The 18,348-nt window shown below is 72.0% G+C and carries 16 protein-coding genes; 4 read left to right on the forward strand and 12 right to left on the reverse strand.

The features are described 5' to 3' along the window. Positions 1–8: 8 nt before the first annotated feature. Positions 9–1,523, reverse strand: coding sequence for a long-chain-fatty-acid--CoA ligase (locus DB033_RS15220; RefSeq protein WP_111767773.1), 1,515 nt, complete (start codon positions 1,521–1,523; stop codon positions 9–11). Between the two features lie 398 nt (positions 1,524–1,921). On the opposite strand from DB033_RS15220, the gene DB033_RS15225 reads away from it, so the two are divergent. Beyond that, the gene (locus DB033_RS15225; RefSeq protein ID WP_420814081.1) at positions 1,922–3,238 is read left to right on the forward strand and encodes a citrate synthase; all 1,317 of its coding nucleotides are present in this window, start codon (positions 1,922–1,924) and stop codon (positions 3,236–3,238) included. A 49-nt stretch (positions 3,239–3,287) separates the two neighbouring features. Beyond that, positions 3,288–4,673: a cryptochrome/photolyase family protein gene (locus DB033_RS15230; protein ID WP_111767775.1), complete on the forward strand. Its 1,386-nt coding sequence runs from the start codon at positions 3,288–3,290 to the stop codon at positions 4,671–4,673. A 3-nt stretch (positions 4,674–4,676) separates the two neighbouring features. Here the strand turns inward: DB033_RS15230 and DB033_RS15235 are convergent, their stop codons facing one another. From DB033_RS15235 to DB033_RS15265, 7 genes are all read right to left on the reverse strand, one after another. Further along, positions 4,677–6,086, reverse strand: a complete 1,410-nt coding sequence (locus DB033_RS15235; RefSeq protein ID WP_170315566.1) for a sensor domain-containing protein — start codon at positions 6,084–6,086, stop codon at positions 4,677–4,679. A gap of 87 nt (positions 6,087–6,173) precedes the next feature. Beyond that, positions 6,174–7,100 carry an aldose 1-epimerase family protein gene (locus DB033_RS15240; RefSeq protein WP_111767777.1) on the reverse strand — a complete coding sequence of 309 codons (927 nt, stop codon included), beginning with the start codon at positions 7,098–7,100 and terminating at the stop codon, positions 6,174–6,176. 44 nt (positions 7,101–7,144) lie between these two features. Then, positions 7,145–7,708, reverse strand: coding sequence for a hypothetical protein (locus DB033_RS15245; protein ID WP_111767778.1), 564 nt, complete (start codon positions 7,706–7,708; stop codon positions 7,145–7,147). A 79-nt stretch (positions 7,709–7,787) separates the two neighbouring features. Then, on the reverse strand, positions 7,788–9,104 hold the full coding sequence (locus DB033_RS15250; protein WP_111767779.1) for an MFS transporter: 1,317 nt from the start codon (positions 9,102–9,104) through the stop codon (positions 7,788–7,790). Then, positions 9,101–9,775, reverse strand: coding sequence for a pyridoxamine 5'-phosphate oxidase (gene pdxH / locus DB033_RS15255; RefSeq protein WP_111767780.1), 675 nt, complete (start codon positions 9,773–9,775; stop codon positions 9,101–9,103). The genes DB033_RS15250 and pdxH overlap by 4 nt, the downstream gene beginning before the upstream one ends. 141 nt (positions 9,776–9,916) lie before the next feature. Beyond that, positions 9,917–10,402: an SRPBCC family protein gene (locus DB033_RS15260; protein WP_111767781.1), complete on the reverse strand. Its 486-nt coding sequence runs from the start codon at positions 10,400–10,402 to the stop codon at positions 9,917–9,919. 68 nt (positions 10,403–10,470) lie between these two features. Continuing rightward, positions 10,471–10,830 (reverse strand): ArsR/SmtB family transcription factor, encoded by a 360-nt coding sequence (locus DB033_RS15265; RefSeq protein WP_111767782.1) that lies wholly within the window; start codon positions 10,828–10,830, stop codon positions 10,471–10,473. 154 nt (positions 10,831–10,984) lie between these two features. Between DB033_RS15265 and DB033_RS15270 the strand changes: the two genes are divergently transcribed. Next, positions 10,985–12,091: a citrate synthase 2 gene (locus DB033_RS15270; protein ID WP_111767783.1), complete on the forward strand. Its 1,107-nt coding sequence runs from the start codon at positions 10,985–10,987 to the stop codon at positions 12,089–12,091. Positions 12,092–12,110: 19 nt separating this feature from the next. Here the strand turns inward: DB033_RS15270 and DB033_RS15275 are convergent, their stop codons facing one another. Next, complete coding sequence (locus DB033_RS15275; RefSeq protein ID WP_111767784.1) at positions 12,111–12,359, reverse strand: hypothetical protein; 249 nt, start codon at positions 12,357–12,359, stop codon at positions 12,111–12,113. A 56-nt stretch (positions 12,360–12,415) separates the two neighbouring features. Then, a complete protein-coding gene (locus tag DB033_RS15280; protein WP_170315567.1) occupies positions 12,416–12,871 on the reverse strand; it encodes a GNAT family N-acetyltransferase in 456 nt (151 codons plus the stop codon). Positions 12,872–12,926: 55 nt separating this feature from the next. Between DB033_RS15280 and DB033_RS15285 the strand changes: the two genes are divergently transcribed. Beyond that, positions 12,927–15,470, forward strand: coding sequence for a DEAD/DEAH box helicase (locus DB033_RS15285; RefSeq protein ID WP_240615926.1), 2,544 nt, complete (start codon positions 12,927–12,929; stop codon positions 15,468–15,470). 404 nt (positions 15,471–15,874) lie between these two features. Here the strand turns inward: DB033_RS15285 and DB033_RS15290 are convergent, their stop codons facing one another. Both DB033_RS15290 and DB033_RS15295 read right to left on the reverse strand, forming a co-directional pair. Beyond that, positions 15,875–16,525, reverse strand: coding sequence for a YoaK family protein (locus DB033_RS15290; RefSeq protein ID WP_111767786.1), 651 nt, complete (start codon positions 16,523–16,525; stop codon positions 15,875–15,877). 262 nt (positions 16,526–16,787) lie between these two features. Next, positions 16,788–18,293 carry a carboxylesterase/lipase family protein gene (locus DB033_RS15295; protein ID WP_111767787.1) on the reverse strand — a complete coding sequence of 502 codons (1,506 nt, stop codon included), beginning with the start codon at positions 18,291–18,293 and terminating at the stop codon, positions 16,788–16,790. Positions 18,294–18,348 lie beyond the last annotated feature (55 nt).

An 18,348-nucleotide genomic window follows, 5' to 3' on the forward strand; every position in this document is an offset into this window, starting at 1 on the left:
CCCCGACGTCAGAGACTCCGCACGATCTCCCGTTTCAGGACCTTGCCGCTGGGACCCATCGGCAACGTCTCGACGAACTCCACCCGTCGTGGGTACTTGTGCCGCCCCATCCGCTCGCTCGCCCAGTCGATGAGTCCCGCGGCGTCCAGCCCGGCGCCCTCGGGTGACCGGACGACGACCGCGCACACCTCCTCGCCGTGCACCTCGTCGGGGACCGGCACCACGGCGACCTGCGCGATCCCGGGGTGCCCGGCCAGGACCTCCTCGACCTCGCGCGGGTAGACGTTGAAGCCGCCCCGCACGATCAGGTCGTTCTTGCGGTCGACGATGGACAGGAAGCCGTCCTCGTCGACCGTGCCGAGGTCGCCGCTGCGGAACCAGCCGTCGACCAGCACCCTGGCCGTGGCCTCGGGGTTGCCCAGGTACCCGGCGAAGACGTTGTGGCCGCGGATGACGACCTCGCCGATCTCGCCGACGCCGAGCAGCTCGATGCGGCCCTCGACGTCGGGCGCGGCGATGGCGGCCTCCACCCCCCACACCCCGCGGCCCACCGAGCCGGCCTTGCGGCCGAAGACCTGCTGGTTGAAGGTGGCGACGGGACTGGTCTCGGAGAGGCCGTAGCCCTCGTAGATGTCGGCGCCGAAGACCTCGGCGAAGCGGTCGATGACCGCCACCGGCAGGCTCGCCCCGCCGGAGATCGCGTTCTTCAGCCGGGGGCGGCGCGGATCGTCGCGGGCCGCGGCGAGCAGCCCGACGTACATCGTCGGCACCCCCTCGAAGACGTTCACCCCCGCGGTGACCATCAGGTCCAGCGCCTGCGCCGGGTCGAACCGCGGCAGCATCACCAGCGTCGCGCCCGCGTGGAAGCCGGCGTTCATCGCGCAGGTCTGGCCGAACGAGTGGAACAGCGGCAGACAGCCGAGGATCACGTCCTCGGGCTTCAGGTCGATGACGTCGGACGCGGTGACGGAGGCGTTCATCACCATGTTGAGCTGGGTCAGGACCGCCCCCTTGGGCTTGCCGGTGGTGCCGGAGGTGTAGAGGATCACCGCCTCGTCGGTGGCGTCCCGGGAGGCGTAGGAGTCCACCGGCACCACGTCGGCAGCCAGCAGGTCGAGACGGTCGGCCTCACCCCCGAGGACCGTGAGCAGCCCGACCCCGGCGGCGTCGGCGGCGGGGGCACCGTGGGCCAGCAGCGGCGCGGCCGCGACGAGCAGCTTCACCTCCGCGTCCCGCAGCATGTACTCGATCTCGCGGGCCACCAGCAGCGCGTGGATCGGCACCACGACGGCCCCCAGCGACAGGATCGCGTAGTAGGTCCGGGGGAAGTCCGGCACGTTGGGCAGCAGCACCGCCACCCGGTCCCCCGGGCCGATCCCCCGGTCGGCCAGCACCCGCGCGTAGCGGCGGGTCTGCTCCCAGAGGTCGCGGTAGGTGATCCGCTCGGCGCCGAGGACCACCGCCTCGCGGTCGGGATGGCGCAGGGCCGACTCGGCCAGGATGGTGGCCAGGGAGACCGTCATGGTCTCGCTCCTCTGTGCGCGCGGGCGCGGGTCCGATGGACGGCGGGGCACCAGCCGCTTCGGTGCGAGCTGGATCACACGAAACTACCCGGATGGCCCACCGGAGCGCAGGAACGCGGTCCCCGACGGTCCCCGGCGCGAAAATCTGCGGGCGTGATCACCCTCGGGCGGACGGTCCCGCGGACAGTGGGCCGGACGGCAGCAAGTAGATTCCAGGGCAACAGGGACGGGCCGGGCAGCGCCGGCTCCGCACGACCGCGCGACCCGAGACCGATCCGCACCACACCGCAGCAGCACCAGTCGCTGTACCGACGAGAGGCGCTCGCCCACCCATGACCGAGACCAGCACGACCACGACCACGGACGCCGCGGCTGCCGCCCCCGTGACCGACGCCCCCGTGACCGACACCGCCGCCGCCGTCGAGGCCGCACCGGCCGGCGCCCGGTTCAGCTACGGCGACCACACCCTGGACCTCAAGGTCGTCCCGGCCACCGAGGGCGCACCCGGCGTGGAGATCGGCAAGCTGCTGTCCTCCACCGGCGTCATCACCCTGGACCCGGGCTTCACCAACACCGGGTCGACGACGTCCGCGGTCACCTACATCGACGGCGACGTGGGCATCCTGCGCTACCGCGGCTACCCGATCGAGCAGCTGGCCCAGAGCTCCACGTTCCTGGAGACCAGCTACCTGCTGATCTACGGCGAGCTGCCCACCGCCGACGAGCTGGCCTCGTTCGAGTCGCGGATCTCCCGGCACACCCTGCTGCACGAGGACCTCAAGCGCTTCTTCGACGGCTTCCCCCGCGACGCGCACCCGATGCCGGTGCTGTCGTCGGCGGTGTCGGCGCTGTCGACCTTCTACCAGGACTCGCTCGACCCGTTCAACGACGCCCAGGTCGAGTTGTCCTCCATCCGGCTGCTGGCCAAGATGCCGACCATCGCCGCGTACGCCTACAAGAAGTCCATCGGGCAGCCGCTGCTGTACCCGGACAACAGCCGCGGGCTGGTGGAGAACTTCCTCCGGATGGCCTTCGGCTTCCCCGCCGAGAACTACGACGCCGACCCGGTGATGGTCAAGGCGCTCGACCAGCTGCTCATCCTGCACGCCGACCACGAGCAGAACTGCTCCACCTCCACGGTGCGGCTCGTCGGGTCGTCGCACGCCAACCTGTTCGCCTCGGTGAGCTCGGGCATCCACGCGCTGTCGGGCCCGCTGCACGGCGGCGCCAACCAGGCCGTGCTGTCGATGCTCGGGAAGATCAAGGCCGACGGCGGCGACATCCCGCAGTTCGTCAACCGGGTCAAGAACAAGGAGCCCGGCGTCAAGCTGATGGGCTTCGGCCACCGGGTCTACAAGAACTACGACCCGCGCGCGGCGCTGGTCAAGGCCACCGCCGACGAGGTGCTCGCGAGCCTCGGCGGCAACGATGAGCTGCTGGACCTGGCGAAGCAGCTGGAGGAGATCGCGCTGCACGACGACTACTTCGTGTCGCGCAAGCTCTACCCGAACGTCGACTTCTACACGGGCCTCATCTACAAGGCCATGGGCTTCCCGGACAAGATGTTCACCGTGCTCTTCGCCATCGGCCGGCTGCCCGGCTGGATCGCCCAGTGGCGCGAGATGATCAAGGACCCGGCCACCAAGATCGGCCGCCCGCGCCAGGTCTACACCGGCCACACGGCCCGCGACTACGTCGGGATCGACGCCCGCTGAGGGCTCCGGCTCCCGGTTGTCAGGTCGGCCGGTCGGGTACCCGACCGGCGTGACCGACTCCCCCGCACTCCTGTGGTTCCGTCGCGACCTGCGGCTCGACGACCACCCGGCCCTGCTGGCCGCCGCCTCCGGCGGCCGGCGGGTCCTCGGGCTGTTCGTGCTGGACCCGGTCCTGCTCGCGGGTTCGGGGGAACCGCGCATCCATTTCCTGCACTCCTGCCTGCAGGCGTTGTCGGCGTCGACGGAAGGTCGGCTGCTCGTCGTCCGCGGCGACCCGCGCACCGTGGTGCCGGCCGTCGCCCGGCAGGTCGGTGCCGCCGAGGTGCACATCAGCGCCGACTTCATGCCCTACGGCCACCGTCGCGACGAGGCCGTGCGCGCGGCGCTGGGCGACATCCCGCTGATCGCCACCGGCTCGCCGTACGCGGTCGCGCCCGGCCGGGTCAGCAAGGGGGCGGGCGGGAACTACGCGGTCTACACACCCTTCTTCCGCGCCTGGAGCGAACACGGCTACCGCGGTCCCGCCGGCCCCGGGAACACCGTCGACTTCGTGCCCGGCGGCGGGGTCGAGGTCGCCGATCGGGTCGACGTCGGCGAGCTGGCGGGTGTGTCCGAGCAGGACCCCGAGCTGCCGCCCGGCGGCGAGGCGCAGGCCCGGCAGCGGTGGGCGACGTTCCGTGACGAGCGGCTCGCCGACTACAAGACCGAGCGGGACCGGCCCGACCGGGCGGGCACCAGCCGGCTGTCGGCCTACCTGAAGTACGGCTGCATCCACCCCCGCACGCTGCTCGCCGACATCAAGGAGCACCCCTCCGAGGGCGCGGTGACCTACCGGCAGGAGCTGGCCTGGCGGGACTTCTACGCCGACCTGGTCTGGCACAACCCACGGTCGGCGTGGCACTCCATCGACCCCGCCGTCGACGCGCTGCAGTACGACAGCGGTCCGGTGGCCGACGAACACCTGACGGCGTGGCAGACCGGCCGCACCGGTTACCCGTACATCGACGCCGCCATGCGGCAGCTGCTGGCCGAGGGCTGGATCCACAACCGCGCGCGGATGGGTGTCGCGTCGTTCCTCATCAAGGACCTGCACCTGCCGTGGCAGGTCGGGGCGAAGCACTTCATGCGGCACCTGGTCGACGGCGACCTGCCGTCGAACAACCACGGCTGGCAGTGGGCGGCCGGCGCCGGCCCGCACGCCGCGCCGTTCTACCGGGTGTTCCAGCCGGTCACCCAGGGGGTGCGGCACGACCCGGACGGCGACTACGTCCGGCGCTACGTGCCGGAGCTGCGCGGGGTGGCCGGCAAGGCCGTGCACACGCCGTGGGAGCTGCCGGACGGCGTCCCCGACGGGTACCCGGAGCGCATCGTCGACCACGCGGCCGAGCGGCTGGAGGCGCTGCGGCGCTGGGAGCAGCGGCCGAAGTCCGCCTGACGGTCAGCCGGCCGTCGCCCGGCCCCGCTTGACGCGGTACATGGCGGCGTCGGCGGCGTCCAACAGCTGGTCCGGGGTGCGCCGGCCGTCGTCGGTGACGATGCCGATGCTGGCCCGCGGGCGCAGCTGCTGTCCGGCGATCTCCACGGGCAGGCCCAGGAGTGCGTCCAACCGTTCGGCGATGACCAGCGCCTCCTCGGGCTTGTGCATCTCGGCGCAGACCACCACGAACTCGTCGCCACCGAACCGGGCGACGAGGTCCTCGCTGCGGCACCCCAGTCGGAGCCGGTCGGCCACGGCGACCAGCAGTTCGTCGCCGGCACTGTGGCCGAGGGTGTCGTTGACCGCCTTGAACCCGTCGAGGTCGATGAACAGCACGGCCAGCACACCCGGGTGCCGGTTCATCCGGGCGACCTCGTGCTCGAGCCGCGGACGGACCTGCCGCCGGTTGGCCAGCCCGGTGAGCGGGTCGTGGACCGACTGGTAGGCCAGTTGCGCCTCCAGCCGCTTGCGTTCACTGATGTCGCGCACCACGGCGGTGAACAGATCCGTCCCGGGGCCGGCGTCGCTGATGGCCAGCTCGATGGGGAAGACGGTCCCGTCGGAGCGGCGGCCGCGCATCTCGCCCACCGCGGCGGCCCGGCGGTCGATCCGTTCCAGCAGCGGCTCCGGGTCGTCGTCGCTCCAGCTGTCCGGCGGCACGATGAGGGCGGTGATGCCGAGCCCCGCGGTGTCGGGCGCCGACCGGCCGAACATGCACTCGGCCGAGCGGTTCATCGACTCCACCAGGCCCGCCCGGTCGAAGATGACGATGGCGTCGACCGCGGTGTCCAGGATGGCCCGGGCCCGCGCCTCGCTGGCCTGCAACGCCGCCACCGCCGCCGTCTCGGCCTCCCGGGCGCGGTGCAGCTCCTGCATCCGCAGGTACAGCTCCGCCGCCACCGCCTGTTCGGCCACACCCGTGTCCGGGGACCCGGGCGCAGGCCCGGCCAGCCGGTCCTCGATGAGCTCGACGAACGCGGTCACGTCCTCCACCTTGTGCAGGATCAGCGCGGGGCGTCCGTCGGCGCCGGGAACCGCGGCGTTCACCGTCGACCAGAACCGCCGCTCGACCACGCCGCTGCCGGGGTCGGCGACGTCGTACCGGTGCATCGGCATGACGTCCGACCGGCCCGTGTCCAGCACCCGGCGGAAGGACCGCTCGAGCGGGCTCGGGATCTCCCCGCCGGTCGGCGGCGGGAACGCCGCGAACACGTGACGGCCCACCAGGTCCGCACGGCTGCGGTGGAGCAGCGTCAGGTACGTCTGGTTGACGTCGACGATCACCAGGTCGAGGTCCAGGACGAGCACCGCGGACGGCATGGCGGTGAAGACCTGCTCGAAATCGATACCGGCATCCGTCGGATCGGACACGGAACGGCCCTTCCGTCGAACGCTGGCCGGCATCTCCTGGTGCCGTCACGCTCCGTCATACCCGGTAGCGCTGTGTCCTACTCTAGGTCAGATCTGCTGAACCGGTCGCAGACCCCAGGACGCCTCGAAGGTCTCCCCCGGTTCCAGCCAGCGCAGGCCCTCGCCGGTGTTGAAGGCGTTCGCCGGGCAGGTCATCGGTTCGACGGCGACGGTCAGCTCGCGGCCCGGGAAGTCGCGGGGGGTGAACACCTGGATGTAGGAGAACGGCTCCTCGGCCCACAGCACCAGACCGGAGCCGTCGGGCGCGGCCAGCGTCGCCGTGTAGTGCTCGCCGCTCGGGCGGATGTCGGTGTAGCAGGTGTCCAGGCTGACCGCGTCGAGCCGGACGCCACCCCGGACGTCGACCTCGGTGCCCTCGACCGGCGCGGTGCCGGTGGGGATCTTGTTGTCGTCCAGCACGAACCAGGTGTCCGCGTCGACCGTGATCCGCAGGTCCTTGATCGGCGTCTCACCGACCCGCAGGTACGGGTGCGCGCCGACGCCGAAGGGCGCCCGGGAGTCGCCCTCGTTGACGATCCGGTGCGTCACGTGCAGCCCGTCGTCGGCGAGGCGGTAGGTGACCACCGTGTCCAGCGTGAACGGGTAGCCGTGCTGCGGGTAGATCGAGGCGCCCAGCGTCACCGACGACTCGTCGACCTCCACCAGCTCGTAGCCGGTGTTGCGCAGCAGACCGTGGCTGGCGGCGTTGTTCGAACGGTCGCTGAGGTCCAGTTTCTGGGGCCTGCCGTCGAGGGTCCACACTCCGTCGGCGATGCGGTTGGGCCAGGGCACCAGCACGATGCCGCAGCCGTACGGCGCGGGCTTCGCGTCGTCCCACACCTCGGTGTAGTGGGTGCCGTCGACGGAGAACTCGCGCAGCACCGCGGCGACCGAGCCGATCCGCGCCCGGGCCGTGCCGTGGGTGAGCTCGTACTGGATCCCGGTGGGCAGGCGGCGCAACGTGTTGTCGGACATGGCTCGACACCCTATCCAGCGGCGGGTGCGCCAGCGGCGCGCGGTCAGCCGATGGCGCGGGACAACGCCCGGCCGAACTGGGTGAGCCGCTGCATCTGCCCCCTGCCCCCGTCGGTCACCGACTTGGCGAACCGGTAGGTCTCCACGTACTGCATGGTCCGGGTGCCGGCGTCCTCGGTGAGCTCGGTGACCGACCGTTCCGGGGTCTGCGTGGACAGGTAGAGCATCACCGAGTGCAGCTGCCGGGCGCCCTGCGCGTCGTAGCTGTAGCGGGTCCGCATGCCCTGGTCGACCAGCGCCGCCAGCGGCACGGTGCGCACCGAGGAGGAGAACATGACCTCGCCGGGGTTGTCCTCGTTCTCCTCGTCGTCGCCGTGCCACAGGATGAGCCGGTGGCCGTCGGTGACGGCGATCTCCTGCCAGAGCGATTCGCCGAAGGCGGCCGTGCTGAGCACCCGTTCGCAGGTGAACGCCCGCACGTGGTCCAGGTCGAGAACGGCGGTGATCGCGTCCAGGGCCACGTCGGCGTCCCGCAGATAGGCCCGCGCGGCGTCCTCGAGACCCTGGTAGACCGCCCAGTCCTGGTCGGGCTGATCGGGGTGGGACATGTCTGGTTCTCGTTCCTGTCGGTGGTCGTCGGCACGTGTTCTACCCGGTCGGGCCGGGATGCCGGTCACCCGGCGCGCATCACTTCTGCAGCGCGTCCTCGGCGCGGTAGCGGATCAGCGCCGGCCGGACGAAGGCCACGATCAGCACCGTCACCACGACCAGGACACCGCCGCCGGTCACCGCCAGCGTGGTGCTGGAGGCCTCGGCGGCGAGGCCGTGCAGCAGGTCGGCGACCCGCGGCCCGCCGGCGACGACGACGAGGAACACGCCCTGCATCCGGCCGCGCATCTCGTCGGTGGCCGACAGCTGGAGCACGGTGGTCCGGTAGACGGCGCTGACCATGTCCGCCCAGCCGCCGACGGCCAGGAAGCCGACCGCGATCCAGATGCTGGTGGACAGGCCGAAACCGACCATCGCCAGCCCCCACACCACGATGGCCACGATGATGGCCAGCCCCTGCCGGCGCACCCGCTGGATCCAGCCGCCGGTGAGTCCGCCGATTGCCGCTCCGAGGCCCAGGCCCAGGTTGAGCAGACCGAGCTGGATGCCGCCCTCGGCGGGACCGCCGAAGGTCTGCTCGGCCATCTGCGGGAACAGCGCCCGCGGCATGCCCAGCACCATGGCCAGGATGTCGACCACGAAGGTCAGCAGCAGCACGTCGCGGCCGCGGAGGTAGCGCAGGCCCTCCCCGACCTTCGCCCGTTCCCGCGCCGGGCCCTGGCGGGGCATCGGGGGCAGCCGGTAGGCGGCCCACACCACGGCCGTCAGCCCGATCGCGTCGATGAGGTAGAGCCATCCCAGCCCGACGGTGGGCAGCAGCACCCCGGCCAGCAACGGCCCGAGCAGCACGCCGACGCTGAACACCGTCATGCTCAGCGCGTTCGCGCCGGGCACCAGATCGGCGGGTACCAGCCGCGGGATGATCGCACCGCGGGCCGGACTGTTGACCGCGAACAGGCCCTGCTGCAGGGCCAGCATCGCGAAGACCACGACGACGGAGCCGCCGCCGATGATCGCGTTGACCCACAGACCGATGCTGGTCAGGGCGATCCCGGTGGACGACAGCACCAGGATGACGCGGCGGTCGTGGGTGTCGGCGATGGCCCCGCCGAGCAGGCCGAAGGTGATCAGCGGGATGAGCGCGACGAACGACGCCGCCCCCACCCAGGCCGACGACCCGGTGAGGTCGAAGATCTGCTGCTGGACGGCCACGACCGTGAGCTGGGAGCCGACGACGGTGACGGCCTGGCCGAGGAACAGCCGTCGGTAGGCGGGGATCTGCAGGGCCCGGGTGTCGGGGGCGATGCGGCGGAGCCGGGACTGCCGGGGTGGCGGGGTCGGATCGACCGGACCGGGCGATTCCGGGTTCGCGCCCGGGGTGGGGACGTCGGTCACGGGGCGAGGCGCTCCACGATCCAGCCGGCGTCCTCGCGCCGGTACCGGAGCCGGTCGTGCATCCGGCCGAGACGTCCCTGCCAGAACTCCACGGTCGAGGGCACGACCAGCCAGCCGCCCCAGTGCGGGGGCACCGGGATGGGCGGGGCGCCGACGGCCTCCGGGCCGCCGCCGAAGCGGTCCTCGAGCGCGGCCTCGGTGTCGGTGATGCGCTGCCGGAACGACGCGGCCGGCGGCGAGCCCGCCGGGAAACTGCCGAGCACCGCCGACTGCGGACTGGCCCACGCGCCGAGCTGCGAGCCCCGGGGGCGGGTGACCCAGTACGCCTGGGTGGTGTCCCGGTCGACCTGGACGACCGCGCCGCGGACGTGGACCTGCCGGTGCAGGTCGATCCACGGGAAGGTCAGGCTGGCCACCGGGTTGCGGAGCAGGTCGGCCGACTTGGCCGAGGTGTAGTTGGTGTAGAAGGTGACACCGGCCTCGTCGACGTCCTTGGCCAGCACCGTGCGGGAGGCCGGGACCCCGTTCTCGGACGCGGTGGCCAGCACCATCGCGTTGGGTTCGGTGACCCCGGCCGCGACGGCCTGGTCGAACCAGCGGCGGAACTGGGTGAGCCAGTCGGCCGCGAGTTCGTCCTCGGCGAGCCCGGCGCCGGCGTAGCTGACCCGCATGGTCGCGAGCGTCCCGGGATCCTGCTGACCAGCCACGGTGATGGGCCTCCTCGACGGCTCCGGACGGGGCGCTGCGCCCCGCAGGCACGGTACGCCTGCGGGCCGACAGCGTTCTCCGGGCCGCTCCGCGGCCGGCGCGGCTCAGCCGGCGAGCAGGGTGTCGATCTGGTTGATCGCGCCGGACGCACCCTCGACGACGCCCATGTCCAGGACCTGCTGCAGCCCCTCGGCGGTGGCGTAGGTGCTGGTGTAGACGGCGCGGGTGCCGCCCTGGTACTCGCTGAACGCGAAGACGTTCTTGGATACCGGCAGGTCGGCGTTGATGGCGAAGGCGTCGTCGGTGAACGCGTCGTCGAAGGCGAAGCCCTTCGGGGCGTCCACGCTCTCCACCAGCCAGGTGCCGTAGAACTTCTCGCCCTCGGGACCGGTCATGAAGTAGTTGACCCGGCCGCCGGGGTTCAGGTCGTGGTCGACCACGGTGGCGGGGTGGGTCGGCGGGCCCCAGATGCGCTCCAGCTGGCGGGGGTCGGCGTAGACCTGGAAGACCCGCTCCACCGGGGCGGCGAAGTCGGCGGTGATGGTCAGGGTGCGGTTGTCGATGTCGGGGGTGACGTCGGTGACGGGCATGGCGAGGTCCTTTCCGGGGACTCAGAGGGTGGGGGGTGGGGAGCGGTACAGCGTGGGGGTGGGGAGCGCTACAGCGTGGGTGGTGCGGGGGTGTCCAGGGCGAGCAACTCGTCCATGCGGCCGATGCGACCGCGCCAGACGTCCTCCAGCTCGCCGAGCATCGAGGCGACGGACCGCACGGCGGCGACGTCACCACTGGCCAGCTGTTCGCGGCCGGTACGGCGTTTGATCACGAGGCCGGCCTTCTCGAGGACGGCGACGTGTTTCTGCACCGCGGCGAAGCTCATGTCGTACTTCGCCGCGAGCGTGGTGACCGAGTGCTCCCCTCGCAGGACGCGGCGCATGATGTCGCGCCGGGTCCGGTCGGCCAGGGCGTGGAACAGGGCGTCGGCCCGATCCTCGTCCTGGGTGTCCCGGTCGCTGCTCACCGGACCAATATACAACCGTTCGGTTGTACGTTGTCAAGACCGCCGTCCGGGAGATCTCCGCGGGAGGTGACGAGAACCACTCGGGCCCTACTGGCGCCCGACCTGGAGACGGGCGATCGTAGGAGATCAGACCATCTCGGCGCGGAGGTGCCCCATGTCGGCAGCAACGTTCACCCCTGGACTCGAAGGCGTGGTGGCGTTCCACACGGCCATCGCCGAGCCCGACAAGGAAGGCAGCGCCCTGCGGTACCGCGGGGTCGACATCGAGAACCTCGTCGGACGCGTCGGTTTCGAGGACGTCTGGGCTCTGCTCGTCGACAACGCCTTCGGCGCAAGCCTTCCCGTCGACGTGTCGTTCCCGATCGTGCGGTCGGGCGACGTGCGGGTGGACGCCCAGTCGTCGCTGCCGGCGCTCGCGGCCGGCCGCGGATTCCGGCCGCTGCTGGACATCTCCGACGAGGACGCGCGGGACCACCTGGCGCAGACCACCGCCGCGACGTTGTCGTACGTGTCCCGTTCGGCCCGGGGCGATCTCCCCGAGGTGCCGGAGACCCTGCTCGACGGCACCGCGAACGTGGTCGAACGCTTCCTCACCGCCTGGCTGGGCGAGCCGTCGCCCGAGCAGGTGCGGGCGATCGACGCCTACTGGGTCAGCGCGGCCGAGCACGGCATGAACGCCTCCACCTTCACCGCCCGGGTCGTCGCGTCCACCGGCGCGGACGTGCCGGCCGCGATGGCCGGCGCCATCGGCTCGATGAGCGGGCCCCTGCACGGCGGCGCCCCGGCCCGCGTGCTGCCGATGATCACCGAGGTCGAGCGCACCGGTGACGCGCGCGGGGTGGTGACCCGCATCCTGGACGCCCACGAGCGCCTGATGGGCTTCGGCCACCGCGTCTACCGCGCCGAGGACCCCCGCGCCCGGGTGCTGCGCCGGACCTGCCAGGAGCTGGGCGCACCCCGGTACGAGGCCGCCGCCGCGCTCGAGGAGGCCGCCCGCGCCGAGCTGCAGGAGCGGCGTCCGGACCGGACCATCGAGACCAACGTCGAGTTCTGGGCGGCGGTCATCCTGGACTTCGCCGGGGTGCCGGCGCCGATGATGCCGGCCATGTTCACCTGCGCCCGCACCGCCGGCTGGAGCGCCCACATTCTGGAGCAGAAGCGCCTCGGCCGGCTGGTCCGCCCGGCGGCCGTCTACGACGGGCCGTCCACCCGCGACCCCGAGTCCGTCGACGGCTGGGCGTTGCTGGGCGCCCGCAACTGAGTCCGGTGCCGGTCGACCGTCAGGCCGGATCCTGACGGTCGCACCGGCGACGGGCGAGCGCCCGGTCGCGCAGGCCCCAGACGATGCCGATGACCCCGCCGACCAGTGCCCACCACAGGAACGGGTGCCACCACCGGCCGGTGATCGACCGGCAGACGACGCAGAGAACGGCGATCAGGCCCGCCTGCATCGCCGTGACGACGGTCAGCCAGTGCCGGTCGGAGCCCGTCGGCCGACGGACGTACGTCACGGTGAAGACCTTCCCCATCGCTCGACCCTAGGGCGGCCTCCGCCCCGGGGGACGGGCGACGGCGAGCTCCGGTCCTACAGCTCGCGCGTGAGATACGCGCTGTTCGGGTCGGGCCGGTAGTCGCCGAACGGCCCGGTGGGGACGAAACCGTGGGCGGCGTACAACGTCCGGGCCGGCGCGAAGTACGGCTGGGTACCGGTCTCCAGACTGAGCCGGGCATGGCCACGCTCCCGGGCCAGTCCGATCAGGTGCACCAGCAACGCCCGTCCGACCCCGGTGCCGCGGGCGGCGGCGGTGGTCCGCATCGCCTTGAGCTCCGCGTGGGCGGGGTCGAGCTCCCGCAACGCCGCGCAGCCGAGCAGCAGACCGTCGCGACGGGCGGTGACGAAGGTGATCGACGGTGCGCGCAGCGCCTCCACGTCCAGCGCGTGGACGCTCTCCGGCGGCGACGTCGCGACCATGTCCGCGAGGTGCTCCCGCAGCAGGGCGGTGACGTCCGGCCGCGCCGGATCGTCGGGTCCGATGTCCACGCACCCGATTCTGCGGTGCCACCGGGCGCCGTGGGCCTGTGACAGGCTGGTCACCGTGACTCTGGCCGATCTGCTCCCCACTCCCGGCCACGACCTGGGCGACGCACACCCCCGCTCCGCCGACGACCTCTTCACCGACTTCGAGGGCTGGGCGACCGCGCGCGGGCTGCCGCTGTACCCGCACCAGGAGGAGGCGCTGCTCGAGATCGTCGCCGGCTCCAACGTCATCGTCGCCACCCCGACCGGCTCAGGGAAGACGCTTATCGCCACCGCCGCACTGTTCGCGGGCCTGGCCACCCGACGCCGCGCCTTCTACACCGCCCCGATCAAGGCGCTGGTCAGCGAGCGGTTCTTCGAGCTGGTCGCGGTGTTCGGCGCCGAGAACGTCGGCATGGTCACCGGCGACAGCGCGGTCAACCCCGAGGCGCCGATCATCTGCTGCACCGCCGAGATCCTGGCGTCGATGGCGCTCCGCGGGGGCGCGGCCACCGAGGTCGGCGTCATCGTGATGGACGAGTTCCACTACTACGGCGACCCACAGCGCGGGGTGGCCTGGCAGATCCCGATCATCGAGCTGCCGCACGCCCAGTTCGTGCTGATGTCGGCCACCCTCGGCGACGTCTCCTTCTTCGCCGAGGATCTCACCCGCCGCACCGGCGCCGAGACCGCCGTCATCACCGGCGTCACCCGGCCGGTCCCGCTGCACTACAGCTGGGCGCTGCAGCCCCTGCAGGAGCTCCTCGAGGAGCTGCTCAAGACCGGCCGCGCCCCGATCTACGTCGTGCACTTCACCCAGGCGGCCGCCCTGGAACGCGCCCAGTCGCTGACCTCGATCACCGTCGCCACCCGCGCCGAGCGCGACCAGATCGCCGAGCTGATCGGTGATTTCCGATTCTCGGCCGGCTTCGGCCGGACGCTGTCCCGGCTGGTCCGGCACGGCATCGGCGTGCACCACGCCGGCATGCTGCCCAAGTACCGGCGGCTGGTGGAGAAGCTCGCCCAGTCCGGGTTGCTCAAGATCATCTGCGGCACCGACACCCTCGGCGTCGGCATCAACGTGCCGATCCGGACGGTGCTCATCACCGCGCTGACCAAGTTCGACGGCACCCGGATGCGCGCACTGAACGCCCGGGAGTTCCACCAGATCTCCGGCCGGGCCGGCCGCGCCGGCTTCGACACCGCGGGCGACGTCGTGGTGATGGCGCCCGACCACGAGATCGAGAACGAGCGCCGGCTGCGCAAGGCCGGTGACGACCCGGTCAAGAAGAAGCGGGTCGTGCGCACCAAGCCGCCGGAGGGCTTCATCAACTGGTCGGAGAAGACCTTCGACCGGCTCGTCGCCGCCCAGCCCGAGCAGCTGCAGTCGCACTTCGCGGTGACCAACGCGATGGTGCTCTCGGTCGTGGCCCGCCCCGGTGACGCGTTCGCCGCGATGCGGCACCTCATCGAGGATTCCCACGAGCCGCGGCCGCGGCAGCTCCAGCACGCCAAGCGGGCGCTGGAGATCGCCCGCGGGCTCCTCGGCTCCGGCGTCGTCGAGCGGATCGACCCGCCGGACGCGACCGGCCGCCGCTGGCGGGTCACCACCGACCTGCAGCTGGACTTCGCCCTCAACCAGCCGCTGTCACCGCTGGCCCTGGCCGCGATCGAGATCCTCGATGCGGAGTCGCCGGAGTATCCGCTGGACGTGGTGTCGCTCATCGAGGCGACGTTGGACGACCCGGGCGCGGTGCTCGGTGCGCAGCGGTTCAAGGCCCGCGGCGAGGCGGTGGCCCGGATGAAGGCCGACGGCATCGAGTACGACGAGCGGATGGCGCTGCTCGAGGAGGTCACCTACCCGCAGCCGCTGGTCGAGGTGATCGAGGCCGCCTACGAGCTCTACAAGCGGGGGCACCCGTGGATCGCCGACTACTCCCCCTCGCCGAAGTCGGTCGTGCGGGACATGTACGAGCGGGCGATGAACTTCGGCGAGTACGTGGCGTTCTACCAGCTCACCCGCTCCGAAGGCGTCGTGCTGCGCTATCTCTCGGACGCCTTCCAGGCGATGCGCCGGACGGTCCCGGTCGAGGCGCGGGTACCGGAGCTGACCGACCTCATCAGCTGGCTGGGTGAGCTGGTCCGCGGCGTGGACTCGTCACTGCTGGACGAGTGGGACGAGTTGTCCCACCCCGAGCCGTTGGCCGGCGGGGTCGCCGCCGACGCGCTGCGACCGCCGACCGCGCACCGCGGGGTCACCGGCAACGTCCGGGCGTTCACCATCATGGTCCGCAACGCGCTGTTCCAGCGGGTCACGCTGGCCGCGCTGGAGCGCTACGACCTGCTCGGCGGCTTCGACGACGGCTGGGACGCTTCCCGTTGGGAGGACGCCATGGACGGCTACTGGCACGAGTACGACGAGATGGGTACCGGCGCCGACGCCCGGAGCACCGCGATGATCGCCGTGACGCCCGGCCCCGAGGTCTGGACCGTCCGGCAGACCTTCGACGACCCGGACGCGCACCGCGACTGGGGCATCAGCGCCGAGGTCGACGTCGAGGCGTCCGACGAGGCCGGCGAGCCGGTGCTGCGCATCGTCGCGGTGGGCCCGCTCGACGCCTGAGCAGTTTGCTCCCCGATTCGGGGAGGAAACTGCCCGCCATGCGCCCGGGTGGTCCCGGACGGGGCGTCGCGTGCACGGGTCCCCCGGCTCGCCCCCCGGGCGGGTGGTGGCCGCATCCGGTCGCTCTCCGGCCGGCTGCACCCGGAGCCCTCCTCCGCCCCCGCCTCGGCGGAGAACTCTCAGCCGTGAGTGAAATCCGCCGCGAGCGACGCACCCCATGGGACCCGTCTGATCCGCGGGCGGAAACTGCCCACCTGGGGTCGTCATCCGCCCCGAACGCACGCGGACCCTCGAGTCACGGCTCGCCTCGGGCGGAAAACTCTCACCCGTGAGAGGAATCCGCCCCAGGACGACGGACCCCACGTCGCGACGCCCCACCGCCGGCGGGCGACGCCGAAGCGTCGTCACTCCTCCGCCCTCGGTGCTCCGGCCCGCCGGAGCAACAGCCACGCGGCGATCGCCGCGACGACCGGCAGCACCGGACCGATCCGGGGCAGACCGAGCAGCACCAGCGCCCCGGCGAACGAGCCGAGCACCAGCGCGGCGATCGAGACCAGGCGCAGCGGCTGGGCCTCGCGGCGGCCCTCGGCGAGGTCCTGCATCACCGAGGTGAGCGTGCCGGTGACGAAGGTGGTGGTGAGGCCGGCGCGCGACGACATCCGTCGGCCGAGGACGGTGTGCCAGCCCATCGCGATCGCCGACAGCGTGATCATCGTGCAGGTCAGGGCCAGCCCGGCGGACCCGTCCACGGCGATCCACAGCGCCAGCACGACGGCCTGCACGACCCCCACCGCGGCCAGCAGCGGGCGCGGCGACGCCGTCCGCGTCCACCGGAACCCGACGTACATCGCCGCCACGAAGGCGACCACCGCGAGGGTCGCGGTCAGCAGCGTGTCGAGGTACTCGGGCCGCCCGACCAGGCCGGCCAGCACCAGGTTGCCGGTCATGTTCGCGGTGAACACCCCGCCGAGCGCGAGGAAGGCGAAGGCGTCGGTCGCTCCCGATCCGAACGACAGCACCACCAGGGCCCAGCGGACCTGCGGATGGTCGGCCACTCAGGAACGTCCGCCCGTGCCGGCGCATCCGCACGGTCGCGAATGCGCGGACGCCCAGCCCATGGCCGTCGTGATCGCGGGAACCCACGCACCGCCGACCCGGGAGATCGACCCTGCGGAACTGCGCCCGGGCATCACCGCCGTGGGCACCCTCATCACCGAGGATCCGAGGCCGCATCCCAGGAGCATCCTGGTCGTGTCGCTGACCGTTCGCGATGCCACATCGCCTCCTCGCCGGGGTGCTTCCTAGGGTCCGGGCCGCTCAGCTGAACGACAGCACCTGGTCGCCCCATCCCTTGCGGAGCGCCCCGTCCAGGTCGGGCTCGACCCGGTCGTGTCGCTCGATGACCAGCGTGGCCCGGTCGTCGCCGTACGCGGGCCAGTCGTCGCCGGGCGGGTCACCGTGGGCGAACGCCGTCCAACGCCCCATCAGTCGACGCGAGATCTCCAGCGCCGCCCTGCGTCCGCCGAGCCGGAAGGTGAAGTCCTTCTTCGACGCCCCGAAGTTGCCCCAGGTGTAGGGCAGTTCGGTGGCGTGCGCAGCGCCGATACCGATCAGCCGCAGCATCGGGGTGGCGTGGTCGAAGCGGTACAGCCAGGTCGGCGCGATCGCCGAGTGCCCCTCGGTGAGCCACACCGTGGGCATCCGGAAGCCGATGTCACGCGCCACCCCGAGGCCCAGCATCCGCTGCCGGACGCCCTCGTACGCACCCGACAGCTGCTCGCGAGTGGGCAGCACGGTGCCGGGACTCTCCTCGGCGAGCTGCCGCAGCATCGCGGTGATCTTCTCCTCGGTGATCGGGATCAGCGGCGACTTCATGAACTTGAACAGCGTCGCCTCGTCCCTGTTCGTGCCGATGACCAGCGGCACCGGATGCCCCCGCCCCTCCCGCAGCACGGTGATCGGGTGCTCCGGCAGCACCGCACCGTCGACGGTCGGCGCGAACGCCAGCGTCCCGGGCTCCTCCGACGGCACCGCGTCGTAGACCAGCGTCGAGGCGGCCACGATGGCGTCGACCGGCAGCTCACGCACCTCGTCGACGGACGCCCTGACGGCGGTCAGGAACCGCTGTGCCACCGCCCGGGAGCGCGTCGTCCCGTAGATCGACGTCGCCGGCGAGCTCTGCACGATCGCCCGGGCGAACAGTCCGGCGGCGGCCGGCGCGGCCAACAGCGCGCACACCATGCCGCCCCCGGCCGATTCACCGAACAGCGTCACCGCCGACGGGTCACCCCCGAATCCGGCGATGTTGTCGCGCACCCACTCCAGGCCCAGCAGCACGTCGCGCAACGCGAGATTGGAGTCGAAGGAGTCGCCGAACGACGTCAGATCCAGGAAGCCGAGCGCACCGAGCCGGTAGTTCAGCGTCACCACGACGACATCCCCGGACGTGGCCAGCGCCGCCCCGTCGTAGAGCGGCTGACTGGCCGACCCGAGCGCATAGGCTCCGCCGTGCACCCACACCATCACCGGCAGGCCCACCGCACCCGACGGCGCCCAGACGTTGAGGAACAGGCAGTCCTCGTCCCGTGCGATGCCGTCACCGAGGAAGATCACCGGGTTCAGCGGCTGCGGCGCGGCCGGCCCGAACGCCACCGCTTCGACCACCCCGGCACCGGGCGACGCCGCCACCGGTGCCCGCCAGCGGCGCTCCCCGACGGGCGGTTCGGCGAACCGCAGGCCCTTCCACACGGCCACCCGCCCGTCGTCGCGGCCCCGGAACGTGCCCGAGCCGGTGACGACCTCGGGACTGCTGCTGTCGGTCATGCCTGCCTTCCGCCGGGGGGTGCGTCCGACGGTACGACGCCCGCCCGGCGGCTCG

Origin of the sequence: Nakamurella deserti (assembly GCF_003260015.1) — a bacterium.
Taxonomy (GTDB): Bacteria; Actinomycetota; Actinomycetes; order Mycobacteriales; family Nakamurellaceae; genus Nakamurella; species Nakamurella deserti.

Excerpts from the sequence above, each read along its gene's own strand:
- DB033_RS15220 (WP_111767773.1), bottom strand. The coding sequence starts at position 1,523 with ATGACGGTCTCCCTGGCCACCATCCTGGCCGAGTCGGCCCTGCGCCAT.
- DB033_RS15240 (WP_111767777.1), bottom strand. The coding sequence starts at position 7,100 with ATGTCCGACAACACGTTGCGCCGCCTGCCCACCGGGATCCAGTACGAG.
- pdxH (WP_111767780.1), bottom strand. The coding sequence starts at position 9,775 with ATGCGGGTCAGCTACGCCGGCGCCGGGCTCGCCGAGGACGAACTCGCG.
- DB033_RS15260 (WP_111767781.1), bottom strand. The coding sequence starts at position 10,402 with ATGCCCGTCACCGACGTCACCCCCGACATCGACAACCGCACCCTGACC.
- DB033_RS15295 (WP_111767787.1), bottom strand. The coding sequence starts at position 18,293 with ATGACCGACAGCAGCAGTCCCGAGGTCGTCACCGGCTCGGGCACGTTC.
- DB033_RS15245 (WP_111767778.1), bottom strand. The coding sequence starts at position 7,708 with ATGTCCCACCCCGATCAGCCCGACCAGGACTGGGCGGTCTACCAGGGT.
- DB033_RS15275 (WP_111767784.1), bottom strand. The coding sequence starts at position 12,359 with ATGGGGAAGGTCTTCACCGTGACGTACGTCCGTCGGCCGACGGGCTCC.
- DB033_RS15270 (WP_111767783.1), top strand. The coding sequence starts at position 10,985 with ATGTCGGCAGCAACGTTCACCCCTGGACTCGAAGGCGTGGTGGCGTTC.